The organism is Paenibacillus oleatilyticus (assembly GCF_018998565.1).
GTDB classification, from domain to species: domain Bacteria; phylum Bacillota; class Bacilli; order Paenibacillales; family NBRC-103111; genus Paenibacillus_G; species Paenibacillus_G oleatilyticus.
The window spans coordinates 59716-80616 of sequence record NZ_JAHNZO010000016.1 but is presented as its reverse complement, the minus strand read 5'-3'; the positions used below and the strand labels follow the sequence as shown (position 1 = coordinate 80616).

Below are 20901 nucleotides of genomic sequence, written 5' to 3'. Positions count from 1 at the left end.
AACCGGGGGCCGCGACTCCACCGGGCTTCTTGACGGTCGGGAAGGAGAAGACTAAACTTATGGAAGGTATAGCGATTCGGGAGGCAGGTGCAGCATGACGATATTCAAAGCATTGACGATCGCAGGCTCGGACAGCGGAGGCGGAGCAGGGATTCAAGCGGATTTGAAAACGTTCCAAATGCTTGAGGTGTACGGGATGTCCGCGATTACGGCGATCACTGCGCAGAACACGCTGGGCGTTCACGGCATTTACGATATTCCGCTGGAGGGGATCGAGAAGCAGATTGACGCCGTACTGTCCGATCTCGGAGCGGACGCGGCCAAAACCGGCATGCTGTCGCAGCCGGAAATTATCGAGCTGGTTGCGGGATGCGTCCGCAAGCACGGATTGAAGCGGCTTGTCGTGGACCCGGTGATGGTCGCCAAGGGCGGAGCGAGCCTGCTGGCCGGCAATGCGCAGAACGCGCTGCGCGAGAGGCTGCTGCCGTTGGCCGCGCTTGTAACGCCCAATATCCCGGAAGCGGAAGTGATCACGGGCCTTTCGATCACCACGATAGAGGACATGAAGGAGGCCGCGCGGCGCATCGTCAAAGAATTTGGCGCGGGCGCGGCGATCGTCAAAGGCGGCCACCGCAGCGGCGAGCCGACAGACGTGCTATATGACGGCGAGGCGTTCCACCTGCTGACGGCCGAGCGGTACGAAACCCGGCATACGCATGGGACAGGCTGTACCTTCTCCGCGGCTATTTGCGCGGAGCTTGCCAAAGGGAAGACGCTGCTGGAGGCCGCCCATACGGCCAAGCAATTTATTACGCTTGCCATCCGGCATACGCTCGGCATCGGCGCCGGTCACGGTCCGACGAACCATTGGGCGTACGTGCGCGAGCGCATCGCGGCCGAATAGCAGACGAAGGAGCATCCGATACATGAGCTATGAATACTTGATGCAGGCGGTTTTGCTCATCGTCCTGCTCATCGCCTTTTTTCCCGCCATCGCGCTGTGGTCCAAGTGGAAAAAGAAGAAACGGAGATAAGCGATATGTACTATGTCAATCAGGAACAAATCGATGCCCGGCTGGCGTTCGTGCCGGATTTACTGAAAGCTTGCGCTGCCTTGGAGTCCGCTTGGGAAGCCCGGGGAAAGACCGGCGCAGAGGAAGCGGATTCGGAGCTGCTGCTGCATCTGGCGCAGGAGCGGACGCTGCATCTGGCGATTGAGACGGTGACCGACGTCGGCAGCTTGCTGATCGACGCATTCATGATGCGGGACGCCAGCAGCTATGAGGACATCGTCGAGATCCTCGCCGGCGAAGGCGTGTTCGGGGCTGACGTTGCGGCCGTTTTGACGGAGCTTGTGAAGCTGCGCCGTTCGCTGACGCAGGAATACAACACGCTGCCGCGCAGCGGGCTGCATCCGATGATCGCGAAGCTGCCTCGGGCGTTGAGCGTTTTTGCCGAAGCCGTACCGGCATTTATCCGCAAAGAAATGCTGTAGCGCCGTGCTGCAGACCAGGGACCGTCCGGATCAGGACAGGTCCCTTTGTTCTACCGGGAAGCGCAGAATCGTTTTCCAGCCGGAAGGCGGGGTTTTTCGGGGATCGGTCAAATAAATTTCATGATGCAATCCGTTTTGAACCAGTCCGCGCGCCTCCATGTAAGCGTGCATGCGCTCCACCGTTTCCGGCTCCGTCTCGTAAGGACCGATGTGAAGCATTTGCACGGACAGCCCTTCGGCCATCGTCTCGTACACCACTTGAGCGATGTCGTCGGCCAGCTCTTTTTTCTTCAGGGACGTCTTCTCTTTGGCCTCGGCTGCCACGGTCCCGGTAACGAAGTCGGGCATGCGGATCAGCAGCTTCCAGCGCCATTCCTGCCGCGGGGCCTCCAGTGCGGGCTTGTTGGATTCCACCCACCACAGCCCTTCCAGCTTCGGCACCGTAAAATCGGTTCCTTGCGCTTTGCCAAGCGCCTTGACGCCGTAAGCAGCTGCGTACAGCGCTGCAGTAGCTTGGGCGAACCGCTCGCCGTTCGGGTCGCCCTGACCGACAAACGTCAAGTACGGCGCTTCGCCGAAGCCTACAAGCTCCGGCTCCGATCCGGATTTGTAATAAGTTTTATATGTTTTGGCAAGATCGAGCTTGTCCATTCGCGCACGTCCTCTCTTCGTTTCGGATAGGATATAGCTCCAGCATAACGGGTTATCCCTGACAACCTATTGTCAGCGTAACGGAGCAGCTTCGAATTTTTTTCGTTTTATTCCCCGCCAGCCTCCTCGGTTAGTATTTTACATACATAGTAGTATATTAATTTACTTATCGTCTCATTTCGTATACAATATTTTTATTCATAAGGTACAGCATAGCTTCCGCCATAATGAAACAGGCGGCCTGCATACAAGAAGGACGGTGAGACCGCATGAACCAGGAAACGGACGTATCGACGCGACGCGTCATCCTCACGATGCTCAAGACCAAAGGGGCGCTAAGCGTGGGGGATATGTCGAAGCAGCTAGGCATCACGGAAATGGCGGTGCGGCGGCACTTGAACACGCTGGAGCGGGATAATTTGATCGAATCGAAGCTGGTGCGGCAGGCGATGGGACGACCTTCGCATCTGTATTCGCTGACACCCGTTGCCGACGACTTATTTCCTAAAAAGTATCAGCATCTCGCGCTGGATCTGTTGGAAGAGTTGGAAGCTTCCCTGGGGGAAAGCAACGTGAACCTGCTGTTCGAGCGGCGCAAGGAGAGGCTGATCGGCCGCTACGGGGAGCGCATGAAAGATAAGCCGTTCGACGGACGCGTTCAAGAGCTGGCCGAGATTCAGAATGCGAATGGCTATATGGTCGAATTGGAGCCGACGGAGGACGGCGGGTATTTGCTGAAGGAGTACAATTGCCCGATCTCTCAGGTAGCCAATCAATATAACCACGCTTGCCAATGCGAGCTCGCGATGTTTCAGCGTCTGCTCGGTCCGGAAGCCGAAGTGGAACGGACGGAATGTCTCGCCAAAGGCGGCGGCAAATGTACGTATGCCATTCGGCCAAACCAATAAAAAACCATCTCTTCTGCCGGATCTCCGCAATGACTGCTGGATCTCCGCAAGAGATGGTTTTTTGCCGTTTCAGGAAGGGGGAGCCGCGTCGTTTTCCGGCTTGGGTCGTTGGCTATGTGTCGTTCGCAGGTTCGTCATATAAGTTATGCCCACAGACAGCAGCCCGAACAGGATGAACGCAATAATTTTGTCCAACGCCGGACTCCCGGACAGATCGAACAGGATCGTCTTGACAGCGAGGCAGATCAGCGTCAAGGAGCCCAAGGCTTGAAGCGGCTTCCGCTTCCGGTATACGCCCCACAGCAGCAGCAATAGCGCGTACAAGCCCCAGACGGCCGACAAAGTAAGCTGCAGGTTAAGCTGTGAGGCTAGCCCGTAATAGGCGAAGAAGCTGTGCGTTCCGCAGGCAAGTCCTCCGCCGACGGCCAGATGGCTGAGAAAAGCGAATCCGTTGGAGAGCATCCGATTGTCGTCTTCCCGCAATCGTTCGAAGCGGCCTTTGGCCGACAAATAAAATCCTACGGCGGCCATCAGCGCCCAAGCCGGCATATTCCCGTGGGCGAACGGGGAGGGATTGCCGAACGGGTCCGCCTCTGCCGCATTCCATGCGCCAAAAATCCAGTAGCCGAAGACGCCTAGCCAGACGACGGCCGCTACCCCACGGAGCGCATCCCATCGTTTTACGGTGCCAAGTCCCAGAATGGCGATAGCGGCGGGAAGCCATAGAAATACATGGGTGACCGGTTCCAAGGTCCGTTCCTTGAGAAAGTGGAGCGCGGCGAGGAGGATGAGCATCATTCCGCCGAACAGCTTCATCGGGACGATCGTAGATAATTCGGGTAACCAGCGTCGGTTCAGGCAGGCCAAGATGACGTACAGCATCCCCATGAACAGCATCGGGTAGGCGATCGGCACGACCCGTTCCCACAAGACGAACGCCCAGAAGCCGAACACGGCTGCATTCGCGATACCCAGGAACAGGTCGGCGCCTTCGTCTGCCCGTTTCTTCCATATCGAGACGGATAAGGCACCAATGTAAAAAATATAAATCAGAAGCGCATACCGGTAAGCAAGGCTCCAACCTTCGGCGGCGTCCGGCTGGAGCTTCAGGAAAAATACGAAATACAACAGCCATGTGCCTGCAAATGCGGTGAATTTCAGCTCGTTCCAATCGAGCCGGAGACTAAGGGTAAAATAGACGACATTCAATGCCAATAAGCCGGCCCAGAGCATCCAGCCTTCATCCGGGCCCGGGCTTACAATCAGGAGCGCCGGCCATCCTCCGAGCAGCGATATGTTCAAGAGGAGTCTCGACCGCCATTTGAAGGCGATCCAGCTTGCCCCTGCCGCAGTGGCCAGCATGCCCGTACCCGACGGAGGCCCTTGCCCTAGCGTAAGACAGAGCCCGTATAGAAAGACCCCCAGAATCACCACGGCTCCGGGCCAACATGACGGCAACCTGCGCAGCCGTTCTTTCATGCCCAACGTTCCTCCCTCGATATCGTGTTCCGTACTTAGTTACAATAATTGTAAGGGAACGGGGGAGGAGGGGATAAGTACTAATTTCATCTAGTACTGGAACACACGTTCGATTTCAGCTGTTACTTGTTCAACGGGATGCTTTCCGAACCGAGCTGCAGAAGGTTCAAAATAAAAAAAGAACAGGTCTGCCGCGGTTAGCGGGACCTGCCGTTCTTGTTCATCGTATCGGTTTCCTTTTCCTTTTCTTTACTTTTCACAGGTGCCGGATCGATTCCGAAGCGCTTGCTGTACAAGCTATAGGTCGAACCGGTCACGGTAGTCCCCGGGACTTCGGCCGGAAGGCCCCGCTGCGTCCGCAAAGAGGCGATCGCTGCGGTAAGCTCGTCTTCTTTGACGACAATGAAAGGGCTATCCCATCGTCCGTCCAGGTGGATGAACTCGATATGGTCGGGCTTCAGCTTCTGGAAGGAAAGCAGGAACCGGCGAAGCTCATCGGCGGGGATATCCGTTTTCACGCTTTCTCCGGCGATTTTCAGCAATCCGCTCCATTGGGTAATCCCGCTGAACGACGTCATCTTTTGCAGCAGCTTATCAAGCACTTCCTGCTGGCGCTGGTTGCGGGCGAGGTCCGAGGACTCTTCGGTGCCCCGGTTGGATTTGCGGTAACGTAAAAAATCGAGCGTTTGCTTGCCGTTTAACGTCTGAAATCCTTTTTTCAGATTGATATTCGTGCCGTCTTCTTCATCGACGTAGCGCATATCCATATCGACGTTTATTTCGATTCCGCCGAGCTCGTCGACGACATTGCGGAAGCCGTCGAAATCGATCGCCGCCATATAATCGATCGGCACGTTGAACATGCTGCCGTACAGCTCTTTCGTCTTCTGAATCGCGGTGTCCTTGTCCTGTATGTAATAGTGCGCGTAATAGTAGTTCGCTTTTTGGCTGGAAAGGCCGAACTCCTTCGGCTTCATCTCCAGATCGCGGGGGATGGAAACGATTGTGGCGGAGCGGGTCTCCGGATTCAACGTGACAAGCATCAGCACATCGGTGTTCAGCGTGCCGCCGCTGCCGTCACGGCTGTCGATCCCTGTCAGCAAAAAGGTCATCGGCTTGAAGTTCTCCGCAGGAGCGACCAGACCGTTCAATCCTTGCTGGGTCGTTTTTACTGGCGGGGCCACAGACATATTTTCCAGCGCCTTGTCGGCTTGATGCAGCAAATATCCGGCGTAAGCGACGGCGCCTCCGCCAAGCAGGGCAAGACCTATAATAACATTCCGCAAGGTTTTGCGGGGTTTGATCGCTAGATTTTGTCGGGAAGGAACCATCATTCAACCTCCTGTCAAGGCTCTTTCGAAACACTGTCTACCATATTAACGCAAAACATGGAGCAAAAGGTTACAAAAATATTAAAAATTCGCCAAATCTTTTGTCATCGTTTTGTTACCTTCTTCTTTCGACAAACGATTACAATGGGAAGAGGTACTCTTTTTTACCCTAAAATGAGCTGAGTCACACGTATTCCGGCCCGTTGATTGATTTTTGCAAGAGGAAAGGCTATCATGTGAAAAAAAACGAAACCCGGACGTTCGGACCACCGCTTGGGGAGTGACATATGACGATGAAGAGAAAAGCGGCGGCGGTTTGGCTGGCGCTGGTTTTAGGCTGTACGGGCTGCGGCTTCATGGAGCAGCCGGGGGCATATATGCGGCTGCCGAAGCTTCCGGCCGAGCAGGAGGCGCTGAAGCTGACGATCGAACGGTCGCTGCCGGAAGGCGCGGCGTTGATCCGCCCCCGCAAGGCGGAGCAGAAGGGAGCGTACTCGCTGATCGATTTGGACGGTGACGGCAGCGAGGAAGCGGTGTTCTTTTATAAGATCAAAAACAAGGAACAGCTGAATGGCGAAATATGGAGAATGAAGGACGGCTCGTGGCAGCGTCTTGACCGGTTCGAGGGCGCCGGCTTTGAGCTGGATTCGCTGACGTTTGACGATGTGGTGCAGAAGGAGCGGAAGGACGTTATCGCGGGGTATTCGACGGGAGCGGAATCGGCCAAAGGCTTGGCGGTCTATTCTTGGGAGGCCGGACGGATGGTGAAGAAGGTGGAGCTGCCGTATACGGACTACGTCATTGACGATCTGAACGGAGACGGAAAGAAAGATGTAACGGTCATTGTACACGACAGGGGAGTATCGTCCAACGCAACCCTCTATCAATATGATAGCGCGCTTCGCAAGCTGGGAAGCGTCCGTTTGGATTCGACCGTGAACGATTATTATAACGTGCTCGGAGGACGCGTGTCGGCAGACAAGCGGGGCGTCGTGCTCGATGCTTCGGTAGGCGCTCATTCCTCGAATACCGAGCTGCTTGTGTACGATGCAGGGAAGCTCAAACGGGCGCTTAATCCTCAAACGACCTACAAAGCTTACTCGGGCAAAAGCGAAGACGCCGACGGCGACGGCATCATCGAAATATCCGGCATGTACGATCCGCCGGGCTACGAGAACGAGGCGATGGTCAACATCCCTTGGATCGAGACCTTTGCCAAATGGGACGGCGGACGGGGACTTACGACGGTGCTGGAACGTTACTATAGCGGCGAATACGGGTATACCTTTGACATTCCGCCGGAGTGGAAGGGCCGGTTTACGGTGAAGAAGTCGGATACTTCCGTCCGTTTCGTGGATACCGCGGACGGGAAGCAGCTGGCCGAGATCCGGGTATTTCCGCAGGCGGAATGGACGGATGACAACCAGACATGGACCGTGTTGAGCCGGACGATGGATCAAGTGTATGCCATCGATGCGAACGGGGCGGCTTATCGAAGCTTTTTCCGCTTGCTATCAGAAGCGAGAGCCGAAGGGGGGAGCCAGACGCATGAGTAAAATACTTATTCTGGAAGACGAAGATTCGATCCGCAGCTTTGTCGTCGTCAATCTGAAGCGGCAAGGGTACGACATTACGGAGGCGGTTACCGGAGACGAGGCGCTGGCGCTGCTGAAGCAGGACGACAGCTTCGATATTGCGCTGCTCGACGTCATGGTACCGGGGATCGACGGCTTCGAGGTGTGCCGGCGGGTACGCGAATTTAACGAGCGGATCGGCATCATCTTTCTGACCGCCAAAGTGCAGGAGCAGGACAAAGTGATGGGGCTGTCGCTCGGAGCGGACGATCATATCGGCAAGCCGTTTAGTCCGGGAGAGCTGATGGCACGCGTTGGATCGCTGCTGCGCCGTGTCCGCAGGCAGCCGGCCGGCGGGGAGGACAGCGGCACGCTGCGCTCCGGCCCGTTCGAAATTCATCCGGAGAATGTCGAGCTCCGCAAAAACGGAGAACGGATCGATCTGACTCCGACCGAGTTTGCTTTGATCCAGCGCCTGATCGAAAAAGAAGGCTCGCCGCTGAGCCGAAACGATCTGCTTGATGAGATCTGGGGCGTCCAATACATCGGAGATCCGAAAATCGTCGATGTCAATATCCGCAGGCTCCGTCAAAAAGTAGAGGAGGACCCGTCCGCTCCGAAATTTATCGAGACGGTATGGGGCTTCGGCTACCGCTGGCAAGGGCGGGACGCCTCGACATGAAGCTGCGGAGAAGTCTGAGGCGGCAGGTCGTCATGCGCTTTTTGGGGATCGTTCTGCTGACGCTCCTTCTGATGGAAGGCGTCTTCTTCTTTGCCGTCCGCCAGTTTTATTATAACGGCATCGCCAATGTGCTGACCAACCATGCCGTCGTCTCGGCGAACTTTTACGCCAATTTTGCGGGGGACTTGTTTTACAATAACTTGAGCCAGCATTTGAACCGGATGGTGCAGTATTTCGCTTACGAAACGGCGGAGCTGGAAATTGTGGACCGTAACGGTACGGTGCTGGCGGCATCGAGCGGCTTTGCCGTCCAGGAGAGTATTCGGACAAGCGATGTGAAGGAGGCTTGGGCTGGCCGGACGGGGGTATGGACCGGGAATCAAGTGGTGACCAACGAGCGCGTGATGGCCGTCTCCAATCCGCTTGTCTATCAAGGGCAGACGCTGGCGGTGATCCGGTATGTCACTTCCTTGACGGAGGTAGACCGGGTGCTGCGCACGATTTATGCCGTATCGGCCGGCGTCGGCGGCGTCGTGCTGCTGCTGGTGCTGCTCGTCAGCCTTCCCTTCGCCAATTCGATCGTCCGGCCGATCAAACGGATGACGGCCGCATCCGCCGAGATGGCCAAAGGCCGGTTCGATGTGCGGGTCAACGAATCGTATGACAACGAGATCGGCGAGCTGGCGGGGACGCTGAATTATATGGCCCGCGAGATCGTGCGCAGCGAAGCGCTCAAGAACGATTTCATTTCTTCCATTTCTCACGAGATTCGGACGCCGCTAAGCAGCATTAAAGGGTGGAGCGAGACGATTCTGACCGGCGGCCTGGAGGATAAGGAAGAGACGAGGCTCGGGCTCGGCATTATCGCGAAGGAAACCGATCGCTTGATCGGCCTCGTCGAGGAGCTGCTTGACTTCTCCAGGCTGCACCAGAAAAGCATAACGCTCGATCTCGCCCGCGTGCAGATGAACGAGCTGCTGGGGGAGGCGGTGCTGCAAATGCGTTCCAAAGCGGAGCAAAAGCGGATCGACCTTCGTTTGAGCGTCCCATCCGAACCGGTGACGGTCATCGGGGATACGAATCGGCTGAAGCAGGTTTGTTTGAATTTGATCGATAACGCGATCAAATTTACCGGGCCGGACGGACGCATCGCTATTTCTCTGGAGCGGGAGGACCGGGACGCCGTCGTGCGAATCTCGGATAACGGCATCGGGATATCGCGCGAGCATTTAGGAAACGTCCAAACGAAGTTTTATCAGGCCGACCCGAAAGCGGAAGGAACCGGCATCGGACTCGCCATTTGCCGGGAAATTATCGATCTGCATCAAGGCGCGATTCGGCTCGATTCGACAGAAGGCGAGGGGACGACGGTCACGGTCCGGCTGCCGTTGGAGGAGACTGAAGCTCAAGGCACGGACGCCCCCGGCACGCCATTTGACAAGCCCGAAGCGGATGGGGGATAATGGAAAAGATCGGGGCGAATCCGCATCCATTCGCACGTTCGACTTTTTCACTTTCTGGAAAGGGAGGATGAATGATGTCTTACGATGTAGCGATTATCGGAGCAGGACCTGCAGGAGCAAGCGCGGCCCTCTTCACGGCGAAGGCCGGCAAGAAGACGCTGGTGATTGACAGCGATCAGAGCATTACGAAACGCGCTTGGGTGGAGAACCATTACGGCGTAGCCGAGATTACCGGGCCGGACCTGGTGGAGATCGGGAAGAAGCAGGCGGCCAAGTTCGGAGCCGAGCTGGTACAAGGCAAAGTCGTCGCCGTTGCGAAGGAAGGCGAAGGATTCCGCCTGGAGACGGAGAACGGAAGCTACGAAGCGAAGCATGTCGTGCTCGCCACGGGGCTGAACGCCGAGCTGGCGCAGCAGATCGGCGTGAATACGAAGCCGGGAACCGAGCCGCGGATCAAAACCGTAGTCGACGCTACCCCGGAGGGCAAGACGAACGTGCCGGGCATTTGGGCTGCCGGGACCGCAGCGGGCGTGAGCGTGCATACGATCATTACCGCAGGCGACGGGGCCAAGGTGGCGATCAATTTGATCAGCGAGCTGAACGGCGAACGGTATGTCGACCATGACGTGTTGAAAGCATAAATGTGCAAAAAGGCGGCCTCCAGCTACGGAGGGCCGCCGTTTTTTGTTTTGCAGCTCATTTCGGCTTCCTGCGGGCCATCGGATTGAATTTCTTCTCACGATAGGCTACCTTTATCTGTCCTCACAATGCGAAATCTGAGAGGACAGCAAGGGGGGCTGTCGGTAAGTTGAAAAATAGAGGAACCAGGATGAGTTATTTGAATGCTTTGGACCGTTGACGAGTACGTAGCGGAACTCAAAGTGCATTAACCTTGTCGAAAAATGTGCAAGCCGCCGAGAACGAAGGCGTTAAGGCACTTCCGGTTCCGCTATTGAGGATATGCCGGCGAAATCCAATCGAATAACGCACGGGCAGTTCCGCTATTTTGTCTGGGCCAGGTTACAAGAGCCCCAAGAGTATGCGGTCGCGCTCGTCATCCCGTCTCTCCGCCGATACCTCTCTCAGTTCGTAACTCGCCATTCGCCACTCGCGACATGTAAAGCCTAAGACTGCTTAAAACTCTCCAACCTGGCACTTGTAACTTTCATCGCTAAGGAACCCTTTACATTTGCGCCGGAGTGCCGATGAGGTTAATTCGCATGTTACTTTAAGGCAGCGGACTCCTTCTCCGATGCGATTCAGCCTCTGGACCGCTCTACGAGCCGGGCCGCTTTATCCCGCACCCAACCAAAGTTGCCGGCAGCGATTTCCTTCAGGTTGACGAGCGAGCCGCCGATGCCGACCCCGTAGCAGCCGATCTTCATAAATTCGGCGATATTATCCTCGTTCACGCCGCCGACCGCCATCATCGGGATGTGATTCAGCGGGCCCATCAATTCCTTGATATAGCCGAATCCAAGGCTGGCGCCCGGAAATATTTTCACCGCCGTTGCCCCGGCTTTCCATGCTTTTACAACTTCCGTCGGCGTCATCGCTCCCGGAAAAATCGGAGCTCCGCGCTCCACGGCGTAACGGATCACCTGCTCGTCCGTGTTCGGAGTAACCAAATACGACGCCCCGGCATCCAGCGCTTTCCTTGCGTCGTCCACGTCCACGACGGTCCCTGCGCCGATGTACATCCGTTCTCCGAAGCGGGCTTGAAGCCGTTCGATCATGCCAAGCGCTCCCGGCGTATTCAGCGTTACTTCCATGACCGGCACCCCGCCGCTAACTAGCGCATCCGCTAACCCCTCGATATGCCGTTCCTCCACGCCGCGCACAATGGCGACGATCTTTACATTCTCGATCAACTGAAGTCCTTGTTCCCGATTCATCCGCTATATCCTCCCGTTATGGCCTGCTTTTACCCTGTTGTCGCAGAGATAGGCCGCCATTTCATTGTCTTCATTATACCTGCTTTTTTTTAAATGCCAACTGTGCTAACCTGTACTTTATGGAAACCATGTTTAGGAGCTGATCCGAAAGATGAGCGTTAACGAACCGATCAAATTAACCTCTTACTCTACGAAAGGCGGATGCGGCTGCAAAATAGGTCCCGCGGATCTGCAGCAGGTGATCCGGACCCTTCCGCCGGCAACGCCCGACCCGAACCTGCTCGTCGGTCTCGATACGAGCGACGATGCCGGAGTGTACAAGCTGACGGACGAGCTGGCGCTGGTCCAAACCGTCGATTTCTTTACGCCTATCGTCGACGATCCTTACGCTTTCGGTCAGGTCGCGGCAGCCAATGCGCTCAGCGACATTTATGCGATGGGCGGGAAGCCGCTAACGGTGCTGAACATCGTAGCCTTTCCGATCAAAAAGCTGGATAAGCAAGTACTGGCCGACATTTTGCGCGGCGCGGGCGACAAGGTCAAAGAAGCGGGAGCGACACTCGTCGGAGGCCACTCCATTGACGATAACGAGCCGAAGTTCGGTCTCGCTGTCACCGGACTGGTGCACCCGTCCAAAGCAAAGACGAATGCGGGGGCCAAGCCAGGGGACAAGCTGATCCTGACCAAGCCGATCGGCGTCGGCATCCTGACGACCTCGATCAAGAAAGACGCTTTAAGCCCGGAGGAAATCGAACGGGTTACCAAGGTAATGACCACATTGAACAAGACGGCTGCGGAAACGATGGAGCCGTACGACGTACATGGCTGCACCGACGTGACCGGCTTCGGACTTCTCGGCCACGCGGCCGAGATGGCCAAAGGCAGCGGCGTAGGCGTGCGCATCGGGAAGGCCCAGGTGCCTGTACTGCCGCGCGTCCGCGAATTGGCCGAGGCGGGCTTTGTCCCGGGCGGAACTAAGAACAATTATGCGCACCTCGAAGGCACCGTCGCCTTCACAGAGTCTATCGATCAGCTCGATCAATGGATTCTCTGCGACGCTGTGACCTCCGGCGGGCTGCTGATCGCTGTAGCCGCGGACAAAGCTGACGCCCTGCTGAGCGACTTGCGCCGCGCTGGCGTCGAGGCAGCGATTATCGGCGAGACGACCGCCGACCATCCGGGCGAAATCCGCGTCCTGGAATCGCTGTAAGCAGCCGCCTAGGACGTGCAGCTATGCCGCAGCACGCCCCATATGAAGCAAAGGAGCGAGGACGCGTTGCAACAAGACATAACCGTGCAGGAGCTGCTGCGCCTGTATCGAGAACGGGAGCTGACGCTCGTCGACGTCCGCTCTCCGGGAGAATTCAAGGAATTTACGATCCCCGGCAGCTTGAACATACCGCTTTTCGACGACCGGGAGCGGGCGGAGATCGGCACAACCTATAAGCAGGTCAGCATCGAAGCGGCCAAGCAGCGCGGGCTTGAGATCGTGTCTGCCAAGCTTCCGGCTTTCATCCGGGAATTTCAGGCGCTTGGCCCGAACAAGGCCGTCTTCTGCTGGCGGGGCGGCATGCGAAGCCGGACGTCGGCCACGCTGCTGTCGCTCATGGGTATCCGCGCCTACCGGCTAGCCGGAGGCATCCGGGCCTACCGTCAGTGGGTCGTACAGACACTTGAGTCGTTCGAGCTCAAGCCCAAGGTCGTCGTCATCGCCGGCCATACCGGCACCGGCAAGTCGCTGATCCTCCGGAAGCTGGCCGAACGGGGCTACCCTGTGCTCGATCTTGAACAGATGGCCGGACACCGCGGCTCCATCTTCGGGCAGATCGGACTTGTGCCGAACAACCAAAAGACGTTCGAATCGCTGCTTGTCCACGAGCTACTGCGCTATCAGGACCGGCCTTTCGTGCTGATGGAGGCGGAAAGCCGCCGAATCGGCCGGGCGGTGATGCCCGGCTTTTTGGCGGAAGCCAAAACAAGCGGCATCCCGATCCGGATCGAGGTACCGTTGGAAGAACGGATACGGCACATCGTGCAGGAATATCGGCCGGAGGAGCACGCGGACGCCTGCCTCGACGCTTTTCGGCAAATTCACCGCCGGCTTCATACGCCGGTGGCCGCGCAAATCGAGCGGCATCTGCTGGACCATGAATTCGAAGAAGCCGCGGGGCTGCTGCTCGAATACTACTACGATCCGCGCTACGAGCACGCGGAAGAAAGTTATACCACGGAGTCGATTCGACTCCGCGTCCGTCATGTGGATGAAGCCGTGCAGCGAATCGAGCAAGAGCTGAAGCGGCTGTTCTAAGCCGAACTTTAAAGCCTGGGCAACCAGGCTTTTTTTGCTGTCTTTTTTGCCAGGCTCCTCGTCCTTTTTTTCCGGAAGTTGTGTCAAAATGGGCGCCTCCGTCTTATACTGTACTATCTCATAGGCATTCGTCTAGAAGCGGATGGGATGACGGAGGTGAAGGCCATGTGGTGGCAATGGGGAGCGGCGACCTGCATTTTTGCCTTTCTGGTGCTCATCGGGTTGGCTATACGCTTTGCGTATTTGGCGATTCGTGCCCTGAGGCACGCCGAGACTGCGCTTGATACGATGCAGCAGCAAGTTCGGCAAACGACGGAGAGCACCGAAAGCTTACTTCTTGTGTCAACCGAGGTCATGCGGGATCTGCAGGGCAAAATGCAAGCGGTCGATGCTTGGTTTACGGCGGCGGAGGAGACGGGAGAAGCGGTGCAGCGGGTATCCCGAATCGTGAAGTCCGCGTCACTCGCCATTGAGAGCACGGCACTTGAGGCGCGCAAAGCGTTACATAGCCATCGGGATACTGCAAACGACCTGATGGAGCTGACAGCCGCCGGCCTGCAGCTCTGGCATCGCCTGCAAGCTTCCAGACCCATGAAATCAAAGGAGTGAAGAACGATGGAAGCGGAAAAAAGAAATAAGGATTTGCTTGTCGGAGCCGTAATCGGCGGTGTGCTTGGCGCGGTGACAGCACTGCTGTTTGCGCCTAAATCCGGACGCGAGCTGCGCGCCGATTTGAAAGAGGGCTATCATCAGGTGAGCGAAAAGACGCAGCAATTCGCAGGCGACGTTGCGGAAAAATCGAAGCGGCTCGTCTCCGCCGTATCGGATAAAGCGCAGACTGCGGCGGAAAGCATCGGACGCACCACGGCGGAGATGGCTGGAAAAGCGAAGCAGGCTGCTGTTCAAGTGAGCCAGGAAGTGAAATCGTGGCGCAACGGCAAATCAGAAAACGGTACAGACGATGTAGCCACAGCCGAAGCGTCTATTGCAGCCACGACAGTGGAACGCGAAGAACACTAACGCTTGACTTGCCACAAAAAAACGGGATCTTCGGCGTTATGCCTGAGATCCCGTTTGGTTTTGGCGGATGATTACCATTTGGACGGATCGATCTTGCTTGGATCGAGTCCTTCCCAAATGTTTTTAATATTCGCTTTGGCCGGGTCTTCGAACACCAGCCAGGCGGTAGGCAAATACCGTTCGCCGTATTCGCTGGATGGCTTGTTCAAGATCTGGTTGTCCTTGACCAGTACGGTTGAGGAGCCACCGTCCAGATTGGCCGCTGTCACCGCGCCATGCTCCAGAAAAATGTTCTGGATATCGTACAAAGTCGCCCCGATGCTGTATCCCGGCTGGCGTCCGTCGATGATGGCGAACATGATGGTGCCGTCGGCTTTTTGCGCCATCGAGGTGCGGGGAGCGATTCCCCAGCCGTCGGCCTGATTTTTGATCATGCCCACGCCGTTGACGATAAACTTCGGAGCGAAGGTGACCGCTTCCTGAACGCCCATCTTGATCAGCTCGTTCGGCGTATATTTGCCCGCGATCAGCTTGCCTTCTTTATCGATGGCAACGATGTGATTGCGTGTGTTCATGCCGCCGTCGTTGTAGAAGATCTTCCCTCCGGACATGACGAGGCCGGTCGGCTGAAAGCCATTGCCTTTCCATTCCGGATCGACGAACCCGCCCGCATTGACGCCGGCAATGGCCCCCAATCGTTTAACCATCGAGGAAACCTTTTCTCCCTTGCCGCGTGTGCCCGGAACGGCGATGCGCAGCGTTTTTGGATCGTTCACGATCAGCAGCTTGCCTTTAAAATTTTTTCCTTCAATGTCTTGTATCTCAACAGGCGGCTTTTTTTCGACCACCGTTGTCGCCGGTTTATGGTCTACGCGCACAAGGTCCTTATCCTTGATTTCGGAATACGTGTCGAACTGCGCCCAGTACCGGTCAACCCGTTTTTTGAGCTCTTCCTCGCCGATGAGGTATTTCGCCCAATCGCGGTGCTGTGTCGAAATGATCGTATCGGCCATCATCAAGCGCAGATTCGTGCCGGATTCCGTTAGAAAAAACCACAAGCTGAACACACTTCCAAACAAAAACATAAAAAAGAACGTATAGAGTGTAATTGAGGCCAAGGTGGATGAACGCCGTTTCTTCTTTTTAACCGGCTTCTTTTTTTTCTTTGCGGCTGCGGCAGCGGTCGTCTGAGTACGAGGACTGCCGGGCATCGGTACGGACATAATTCAAATCCTTTCCATGGTATGGTTAGACTCCATCCTCCTTTATAAACGAAATACAGCGAAAAAAGTTGCATGAAGAGGACTTAAAATGTACCTTCGAATCTTGTGGCTGCCTTGGGAGAACGAAATTTAAGCTGCTTATAGCGGAGAAACTGAGAACCGTCCGTTTCTTTGACGACGCTCAAATAAATTCTTCGGAAAATTTAAGGCTGCTATCGGAGGAGGGGTGGTTGGGGTTCGAAGGGGAAAAATACACAGGCTTTTGCGAATAACGACGGGCATGGATAAGGCTGGCAGACCTGCGGACTACCAGCCCAGAAAGCTAAGGCGTTATTTCTTAAGAAGTTCTTTCGGCGTTTCTGGGCGGTTCATAGTTAATGAATTTGTTACTACAAAAAAAGCGGCCAGAGCCAGTAGCAATGAGTTTGCAATAATAGCTAATTTTTTTTTCAACGCGGTTGCCTCCTCTCAAAATAATTAATAATTTTGTAGGAATATCGTGTTGTTAAAACGGCTTGTATGATGAAAGCGGCAGTAAAAACTGTAGATTTGATAAAAAAGTTGCTGAATATGATTAGTAATGTAATTACTTTTAATAAAGGGTAAAATTTTTGAGGAATTCGGCTGATATCTTTAATATTATTAGGAGCTGTAAACAGCAAGATCATAAAGGAAATGGCATTAAGATAAATGGATATTTCTGTATACTCAGATGGTACATTGGCGATGGTTGTAAAAATAAAAATTGAAGTAATACAGCAAGCCAGCGAAGAAGACAAATGAACTCCTCCGCTAACATAACGAATCAACAAAAATACACATATACCAATAAGCGTTTCGTCGAATCGGTTTGTAAAAACGGATATCAACAAGGAAAAGATTATAGCAAGACTCGTATTGATTATTAAACTCAACGCGTATTTTAAAGCTATTTCTGATCCGGCATGTTCATTATGCTTACGTATGCATTTTGCCAAGTACGTTGCCATTGAATCGATAGGATTCATCTCTTGGACAGCCTTTCTCTTCTTGCTTTCCATAGTTTTTGATTATGTTTATACGAAAGCACGATACCAATAAGAAAAATGATTGCCAATACGATTGGAATTGCAATATGGTATTTTAAATCTCCCAATATTAAAGTTTGCACCTGAAGCGCGAATACGCTTAAGATAAGAATACCTGATAACCAAAAATTGTATTTTTTCATTGAATCATTTATTGTGAAGTGAAAACCTATTTTATAGCGTTGTAAAAAAAGGATTAGCAGCACTTGAAAGGCTGTTACAACTAATTGCCAAGTAACAAAGTGAACTAGATTGGTCTGTATTAATTGCACTGACGTTAAATTCATCTGCATACCTATAACAGTGGCAAGACCTTCGAAAATGGCTGTTGCAATATTGGCAATGATGCACATGAAAAATGAAAAAAGAATAGGAAGTCTAAAAAATAAGGTTAGCAGCACGATTTCGATTATAAATATAGACAAAAAAGCATAGTTAAATTGTCCCAGAAAATCACGTACATAAAACGAAACTAAAGATAGAATTAAAGCGATAAAAAATACTTTATGTAGTGCATATCGAAAATATATACGGAAAGCGGATAAAACCAGTAACACCATTGCGAAAAATTCAATAGTCGTAGACACCATTTTTACAAGAAAAGTAACCATGAGGAATCCCCTTTGAAAAACTATTAATTAGATAGCTATTACAATTCATATGGTAAAAAAGTCCTATCATAAATTGCTTTGGAAAACTTTAGAATCGTTTACTTCAAGATAAGTTTAATATACACATAATAAGTACACAAGAAAATTTTTGTCGAAAATTGGCGGTTTTTAACTGTTTTGCTTTCGTAAGATATAGCGTAATACTGGGCATTGAAATATAAAAAACTATTAAGTAATAAAAAGAGAAGGCCGCACCCTCCTACGTATCCGCTACTTCCTTTACATATAAATAGTGAATGAGGGCAATCAAAAGAACGGTTCCCAGACTGTAGGCCAGCACGCTTTTGGTTCCTACAAGAAACAAAGACGAAATAATAGCCATCAACAAAATAAGCCCACCACTCATGATAAAAAATAACCTCTTGGTATAGGTCGGATTCGTAGAAGCCATTTTGGGGTTAAATTGAACGAAGGTGAATCCCACACGCATCTTTGAAAGTATCAATGCTGTTATCGAATTTAACGAACTTAAGAAAATCGCAGGTAAAAGTGTCGCTTCCATAGCCAAGGCAACAAACGCTTCCAATTGAAAACGGGTAATGAGTAAGTACATCAGCATTTCCGAAATCAAGTTATACAACAGTACGATAACACTGACCAACACTGCGCTCGTCAGACGAAGCCTGAAAAAAAGACTGAAACAGAGAATTGTGAAAAACGGCTGCAAAACGGCTAATCCCAAAAGCAGCAGCTTTGTTTGTGTGATAAGTGAAATTTGAGTCATGATGAGGGCGCTGATGATAATGCTCTTAAGATGAGGTTTTATATTTTGTCGGAACAACGTCAAAGTCAGGACAAATACTGTGGACCAAAATATGACGCATAAAACCGCAAACAAACCAAGCTCTTCCATAGCACACTTCCTTCCTCGAATTAATTTTTTATGACGCATACAAACTCTCTGATCTATCACAACGTGATTCAAGCAATCATGGCAAAGAAGCCTGGACTTTGGTAGTGTTAGAAGTAGAGGACTGCACTTTACCAAAGCAGGCTTTTTTTGCTCCAAAGCTACAGTGTACAAGAGTCCGTGCTGAACTTCAAGCGACTTTATGCCATGTTTTGGCATAGAAACGGCTCGATCTGAAGCGGATAGAGCGATGGTCTGCAGACAAAGAGAGGATACGCCTGATGACGGTTGACGTATATAGCGGAGCATGGTGGGACGAATTTAGCGTCTTCTTTTCGAATGAAGACTTGTGGGATAACGGCAGCCGAAGCTTGCTGCTAAAGTATTTTGCGAAGTTTGCGGTCCGGGATGGAGGGCGGCGTGTGCTTGACGTGGGGTGCGGGCCGGGGATCGGTACAAAGCGCTTGAACGAGATGGGCTTTCGCGCGACGGGCGTCGATATTTCTCCGGCCATGGTCGAGCGTGCCAAGGCAAGGCAGGTCGAGGCGTATTTGTCGGATTGCGACCCGATTCCCGAGGAAGACGGGACTTTCGACTATGTCTTCTGCTGCACGGTGGTAGAGTGGGTGCGGAATCCGTACGGAATGATTCGCGAAATGGCCCGGGTGATCAAGCCGGGAGGCGGAATGGTCATCGCTTGTCTGGGCCCAGGCAATTTGCCTCACGAAGATGCGCTGAAGCGTCTGCGGGGCGAGCCGACCAATTACAATATGCTGATGCCGGTCGAGCTGCATCGGCTGCTCTTGGACTGCGGGCTGAAGATCCGATCCATGACCGGCGCGCGAAGCCGTCATATCTCTCAAGAGACGTATGCCAAGCTCGACTGGATCACCAAATCGTACTGCAGCAATCTATGGATTATCGGAGCGGATAAGGAGGGAAGCTTGCTATGAACCTGGATCATTTCGGACAGCTCGTTCGCTCCAGGCGCGAAGCCGTCCCGATGCTGCAAAAGGAGCTTTCCGAGGGCATTTGTACCCGTAGTATGATTTCACGGATTGAAAATGAGGACTACTTTCCGCACATCACGATCGTTGAAAAGCTGCTGGACCGGCTTGGGGTGCCGATTCTCGATTGGCTGGAACGGATGTGTTTGAAGGACCCCGATCAGAAAGCGCTGGGGCTGATTCTCGAATACCTTCAGGAGAGATACGAGAAGGAGCGGGATTACGAGACAATCCGGAAGTGGATGGAACAATTGAAGGAGATACGGTTTGAGGTAAAGCCGGTGCACCGTGCCGACCTGCATGCATTACGGGCATTTGTCGAAGACGTTCGGCAAAATTTCAAGGAAGCCGAGAGCGAATACAAGCAATGGATCCACCTGGCCCGGGAGTTGCAGGACATTCCCATGCTCGCCGCCGGCTTAAACCGGCTTTCGTTCATGTATGTGAATATCGATCCGGGCCATGCCTCCGAATGGATTGAAGAAGCTTTCGCCCTCGTGCAGCGGCACAGTGTCCCGCAGGAGCTTGCGGTTTCGGTTCAGCTTACGATGTCCGCCTATCGCTACGGAATCGGAGAATACCATACCGCCATTTCGCTTCTTCAGGCTGTCAAAAGCAGGAAGAGACTTTCCCCGATCTCCCGGTTCCGCTCGCATAATTTGCTGGGCAAATGCTACCAGGCTGTCGGGAAGTATGCGGATGCGGAGGAAGAATACAAGCAAACCGCCGCTTATTTTGCGTATCATCCGTCGTTTGAGCTGATCTTTAACAATAATATCGGGGATTTGTATGCCGATATGGGAGAGTACAAGCTGGCCTTTGAGCATCAGCGACGTTCCCTGGAAATCGGAGAGGCGACCAAGCAGCCTTATTTTGTCGAGATCGCGCGGCTGCGGCTGGCCAAACTGCATAACCGATGCGGCGAATACGAGGAAGCGGAGTCGATCTGCCGACAGATCATTGAGCAAAGCTGGAATAGCCGCAACATCCATATGGCCAAGCTGATTTTATCGGAAACACGCTTCGCTCTGGGGGACGAGAGTTGTACCGGAATGCTGCTGGAGGTCGTTCGTTTTTTTCAAGAGCAGCCGGGAACGGATTCCGTCGAATACCTGAAGGAAGCGTATAAGCTGCTGGCCAAAGTCAACATGGCGCCTGAGGACACGGAGAAGCTGTTTCGTACCCAGGTGCGAATTTATTAAGGGAGGTTACACTTTTGAGGGGGTGACAAATTTCGTAACGTGGATTAATTTGGAGTATGGCGGCACTTAAAAAAG

22 protein-coding genes are annotated in these 20901 nt (G+C 53.5%); 13 read left to right on the top strand and 9 right to left on the bottom strand.

All coding sequences use genetic code 11. The features are described 5' to 3' along the window. The first annotated feature begins 94 nt into the window (after window positions 1-94). A complete protein-coding gene (gene thiD / locus KQX66_RS20615; protein WP_216794688.1) occupies window positions 95-904 on the top strand; it encodes a bifunctional hydroxymethylpyrimidine kinase/phosphomethylpyrimidine kinase in 810 nt (269 codons plus the stop codon). Between the two features lie 135 nt (window positions 905-1039). Further along, a complete protein-coding gene (locus KQX66_RS20610) occupies window positions 1040-1495 on the top strand; it encodes a DUF86 domain-containing protein (RefSeq protein ID WP_216794687.1) in 456 nt (151 codons plus the stop codon). A 30-nt stretch (window positions 1496-1525) separates the two neighbouring features. On the opposite strand, the gene KQX66_RS20605 is transcribed toward KQX66_RS20610, so the two are convergent. Beyond that, window positions 1526-2146 carry a GyrI-like domain-containing protein gene (locus KQX66_RS20605; RefSeq protein WP_216794686.1) on the bottom strand — a complete coding sequence of 207 codons (621 nt, stop codon included), beginning with the start codon at window positions 2144-2146 and terminating at the stop codon, window positions 1526-1528. Between the two features lie 269 nt (window positions 2147-2415). Between KQX66_RS20605 and KQX66_RS20600 the strand changes: the two genes are divergently transcribed. Then, window positions 2416-3054, top strand: a complete 639-nt coding sequence (locus KQX66_RS20600) for a helix-turn-helix transcriptional regulator (RefSeq protein ID WP_216794685.1) — start codon at window positions 2416-2418, stop codon at window positions 3052-3054. Window positions 3055-3123: 69 nt separating this feature from the next. On the opposite strand, the gene KQX66_RS20595 is transcribed toward KQX66_RS20600, so the two are convergent. After that, entirely contained in the window at window positions 3124-4533 is a 1410-nt protein-coding gene (locus KQX66_RS20595) for a DUF2339 domain-containing protein (protein ID WP_216794684.1), read from the bottom strand. Window positions 4534-4730: 197 nt separating this feature from the next. After that, on the bottom strand, window positions 4731-5864 hold the full coding sequence (locus tag KQX66_RS20590) for an LCP family protein (RefSeq protein WP_216794683.1): 1134 nt from the start codon (window positions 5862-5864) through the stop codon (window positions 4731-4733). A gap of 293 nt (window positions 5865-6157) precedes the next feature. Between KQX66_RS20590 and KQX66_RS20585 the strand changes: the two genes are divergently transcribed. The 4 genes from KQX66_RS20585 (at window position 6158) to KQX66_RS20570 (ending at window position 10224) form a co-directional block, all read left to right on the top strand. Next, a complete protein-coding gene (locus tag KQX66_RS20585; RefSeq protein ID WP_216794682.1) occupies window positions 6158-7420 on the top strand; it encodes a hypothetical protein in 1263 nt (420 codons plus the stop codon). Continuing rightward, entirely contained in the window at window positions 7413-8120 is a 708-nt protein-coding gene (locus KQX66_RS20580; RefSeq protein ID WP_216794681.1) for a response regulator transcription factor, read from the top strand. The genes KQX66_RS20585 and KQX66_RS20580 overlap by 8 nt, the downstream gene beginning before the upstream one ends. Further along, a complete protein-coding gene (locus KQX66_RS20575) occupies window positions 8117-9583 on the top strand; it encodes a sensor histidine kinase (RefSeq protein ID WP_216794680.1) in 1467 nt (488 codons plus the stop codon). Before KQX66_RS20580 ends, KQX66_RS20575 begins: the two co-directional genes overlap by 4 nt. Window positions 9584-9657: 74 nt before the next feature. Beyond that, window positions 9658-10224, top strand: a complete 567-nt coding sequence (locus tag KQX66_RS20570) for an NAD(P)/FAD-dependent oxidoreductase (RefSeq protein WP_063179815.1) — start codon at window positions 9658-9660, stop codon at window positions 10222-10224. Between the two features lie 618 nt (window positions 10225-10842). Here the strand turns inward: KQX66_RS20570 and KQX66_RS20565 are convergent. Next, window positions 10843-11478, bottom strand: a complete 636-nt coding sequence (locus KQX66_RS20565; protein ID WP_216794679.1) for a bifunctional 4-hydroxy-2-oxoglutarate aldolase/2-dehydro-3-deoxy-phosphogluconate aldolase — start codon at window positions 11476-11478, stop codon at window positions 10843-10845. A 151-nt stretch (window positions 11479-11629) separates the two neighbouring features. Between KQX66_RS20565 and selD the strand changes: the two genes are divergently transcribed. The 4 genes from selD (at window position 11630) to KQX66_RS20545 (ending at window position 14806) form a co-directional block, all read left to right on the top strand. After that, a complete protein-coding gene (gene selD, locus KQX66_RS20560) occupies window positions 11630-12688 on the top strand; it encodes a selenide, water dikinase SelD (RefSeq protein ID WP_216794678.1) in 1059 nt (352 codons plus the stop codon). A gap of 66 nt (window positions 12689-12754) precedes the next feature. Then, a complete protein-coding gene (gene mnmH / locus KQX66_RS20555) occupies window positions 12755-13786 on the top strand; it encodes a tRNA 2-selenouridine(34) synthase MnmH (RefSeq protein ID WP_216794677.1) in 1032 nt (343 codons plus the stop codon). Between the two features lie 165 nt (window positions 13787-13951). Continuing rightward, window positions 13952-14395 (top strand): DUF948 domain-containing protein, encoded by a 444-nt coding sequence (locus tag KQX66_RS20550; RefSeq protein WP_216794676.1) that lies wholly within the window; start codon window positions 13952-13954, stop codon window positions 14393-14395. Window positions 14396-14401: 6 nt separating this feature from the next. Then, entirely contained in the window at window positions 14402-14806 is a 405-nt protein-coding gene (locus KQX66_RS20545) for a YtxH domain-containing protein (RefSeq protein ID WP_216794675.1), read from the top strand. A gap of 71 nt (window positions 14807-14877) precedes the next feature. Here the strand turns inward: KQX66_RS20545 and KQX66_RS20540 are convergent, their stop codons facing one another. The 5 genes from KQX66_RS20540 to KQX66_RS20520 form a co-directional block, all read right to left on the bottom strand. Then, on the bottom strand, window positions 14878-16029 hold the full coding sequence (locus KQX66_RS20540) for a phosphodiester glycosidase family protein (RefSeq protein WP_216794674.1): 1152 nt from the start codon (window positions 16027-16029) through the stop codon (window positions 14878-14880). Window positions 16030-16359: 330 nt separating this feature from the next. Further along, window positions 16360-16482: a cyclic lactone autoinducer peptide gene (locus KQX66_RS20535; protein ID WP_216794673.1), complete on the bottom strand. Its 123-nt coding sequence runs from the start codon at window positions 16480-16482 to the stop codon at window positions 16360-16362. Further along, entirely contained in the window at window positions 16479-17036 is a 558-nt protein-coding gene (locus tag KQX66_RS20530; protein ID WP_216794672.1) for an accessory gene regulator B family protein, read from the bottom strand. The genes KQX66_RS20535 and KQX66_RS20530 overlap by 4 nt, the downstream gene beginning before the upstream one ends. Then, window positions 17033-17707 (bottom strand): hypothetical protein, encoded by a 675-nt coding sequence (locus KQX66_RS20525; RefSeq protein WP_216794671.1) that lies wholly within the window; start codon window positions 17705-17707, stop codon window positions 17033-17035. The genes KQX66_RS20530 and KQX66_RS20525 overlap by 4 nt, the downstream gene beginning before the upstream one ends. A gap of 259 nt (window positions 17708-17966) precedes the next feature. Beyond that, window positions 17967-18620 carry a hypothetical protein gene (locus tag KQX66_RS20520; RefSeq protein WP_216794670.1) on the bottom strand — a complete coding sequence of 218 codons (654 nt, stop codon included), beginning with the start codon at window positions 18618-18620 and terminating at the stop codon, window positions 17967-17969. Between the two features lie 278 nt (window positions 18621-18898). On the opposite strand from KQX66_RS20520, the gene KQX66_RS20515 reads away from it, so the two are divergent. Both KQX66_RS20515 and KQX66_RS20510 read left to right on the top strand, forming a co-directional pair. Beyond that, window positions 18899-19570 (top strand): class I SAM-dependent methyltransferase, encoded by a 672-nt coding sequence (locus KQX66_RS20515; protein ID WP_216794669.1) that lies wholly within the window; start codon window positions 18899-18901, stop codon window positions 19568-19570. Beyond that, entirely contained in the window at window positions 19567-20826 is a 1260-nt protein-coding gene (locus tag KQX66_RS20510; protein WP_216794668.1) for a helix-turn-helix domain-containing protein, read from the top strand. The genes KQX66_RS20515 and KQX66_RS20510 overlap by 4 nt, the downstream gene beginning before the upstream one ends. Window positions 20827-20901: the final 75 nt, after the last annotated feature.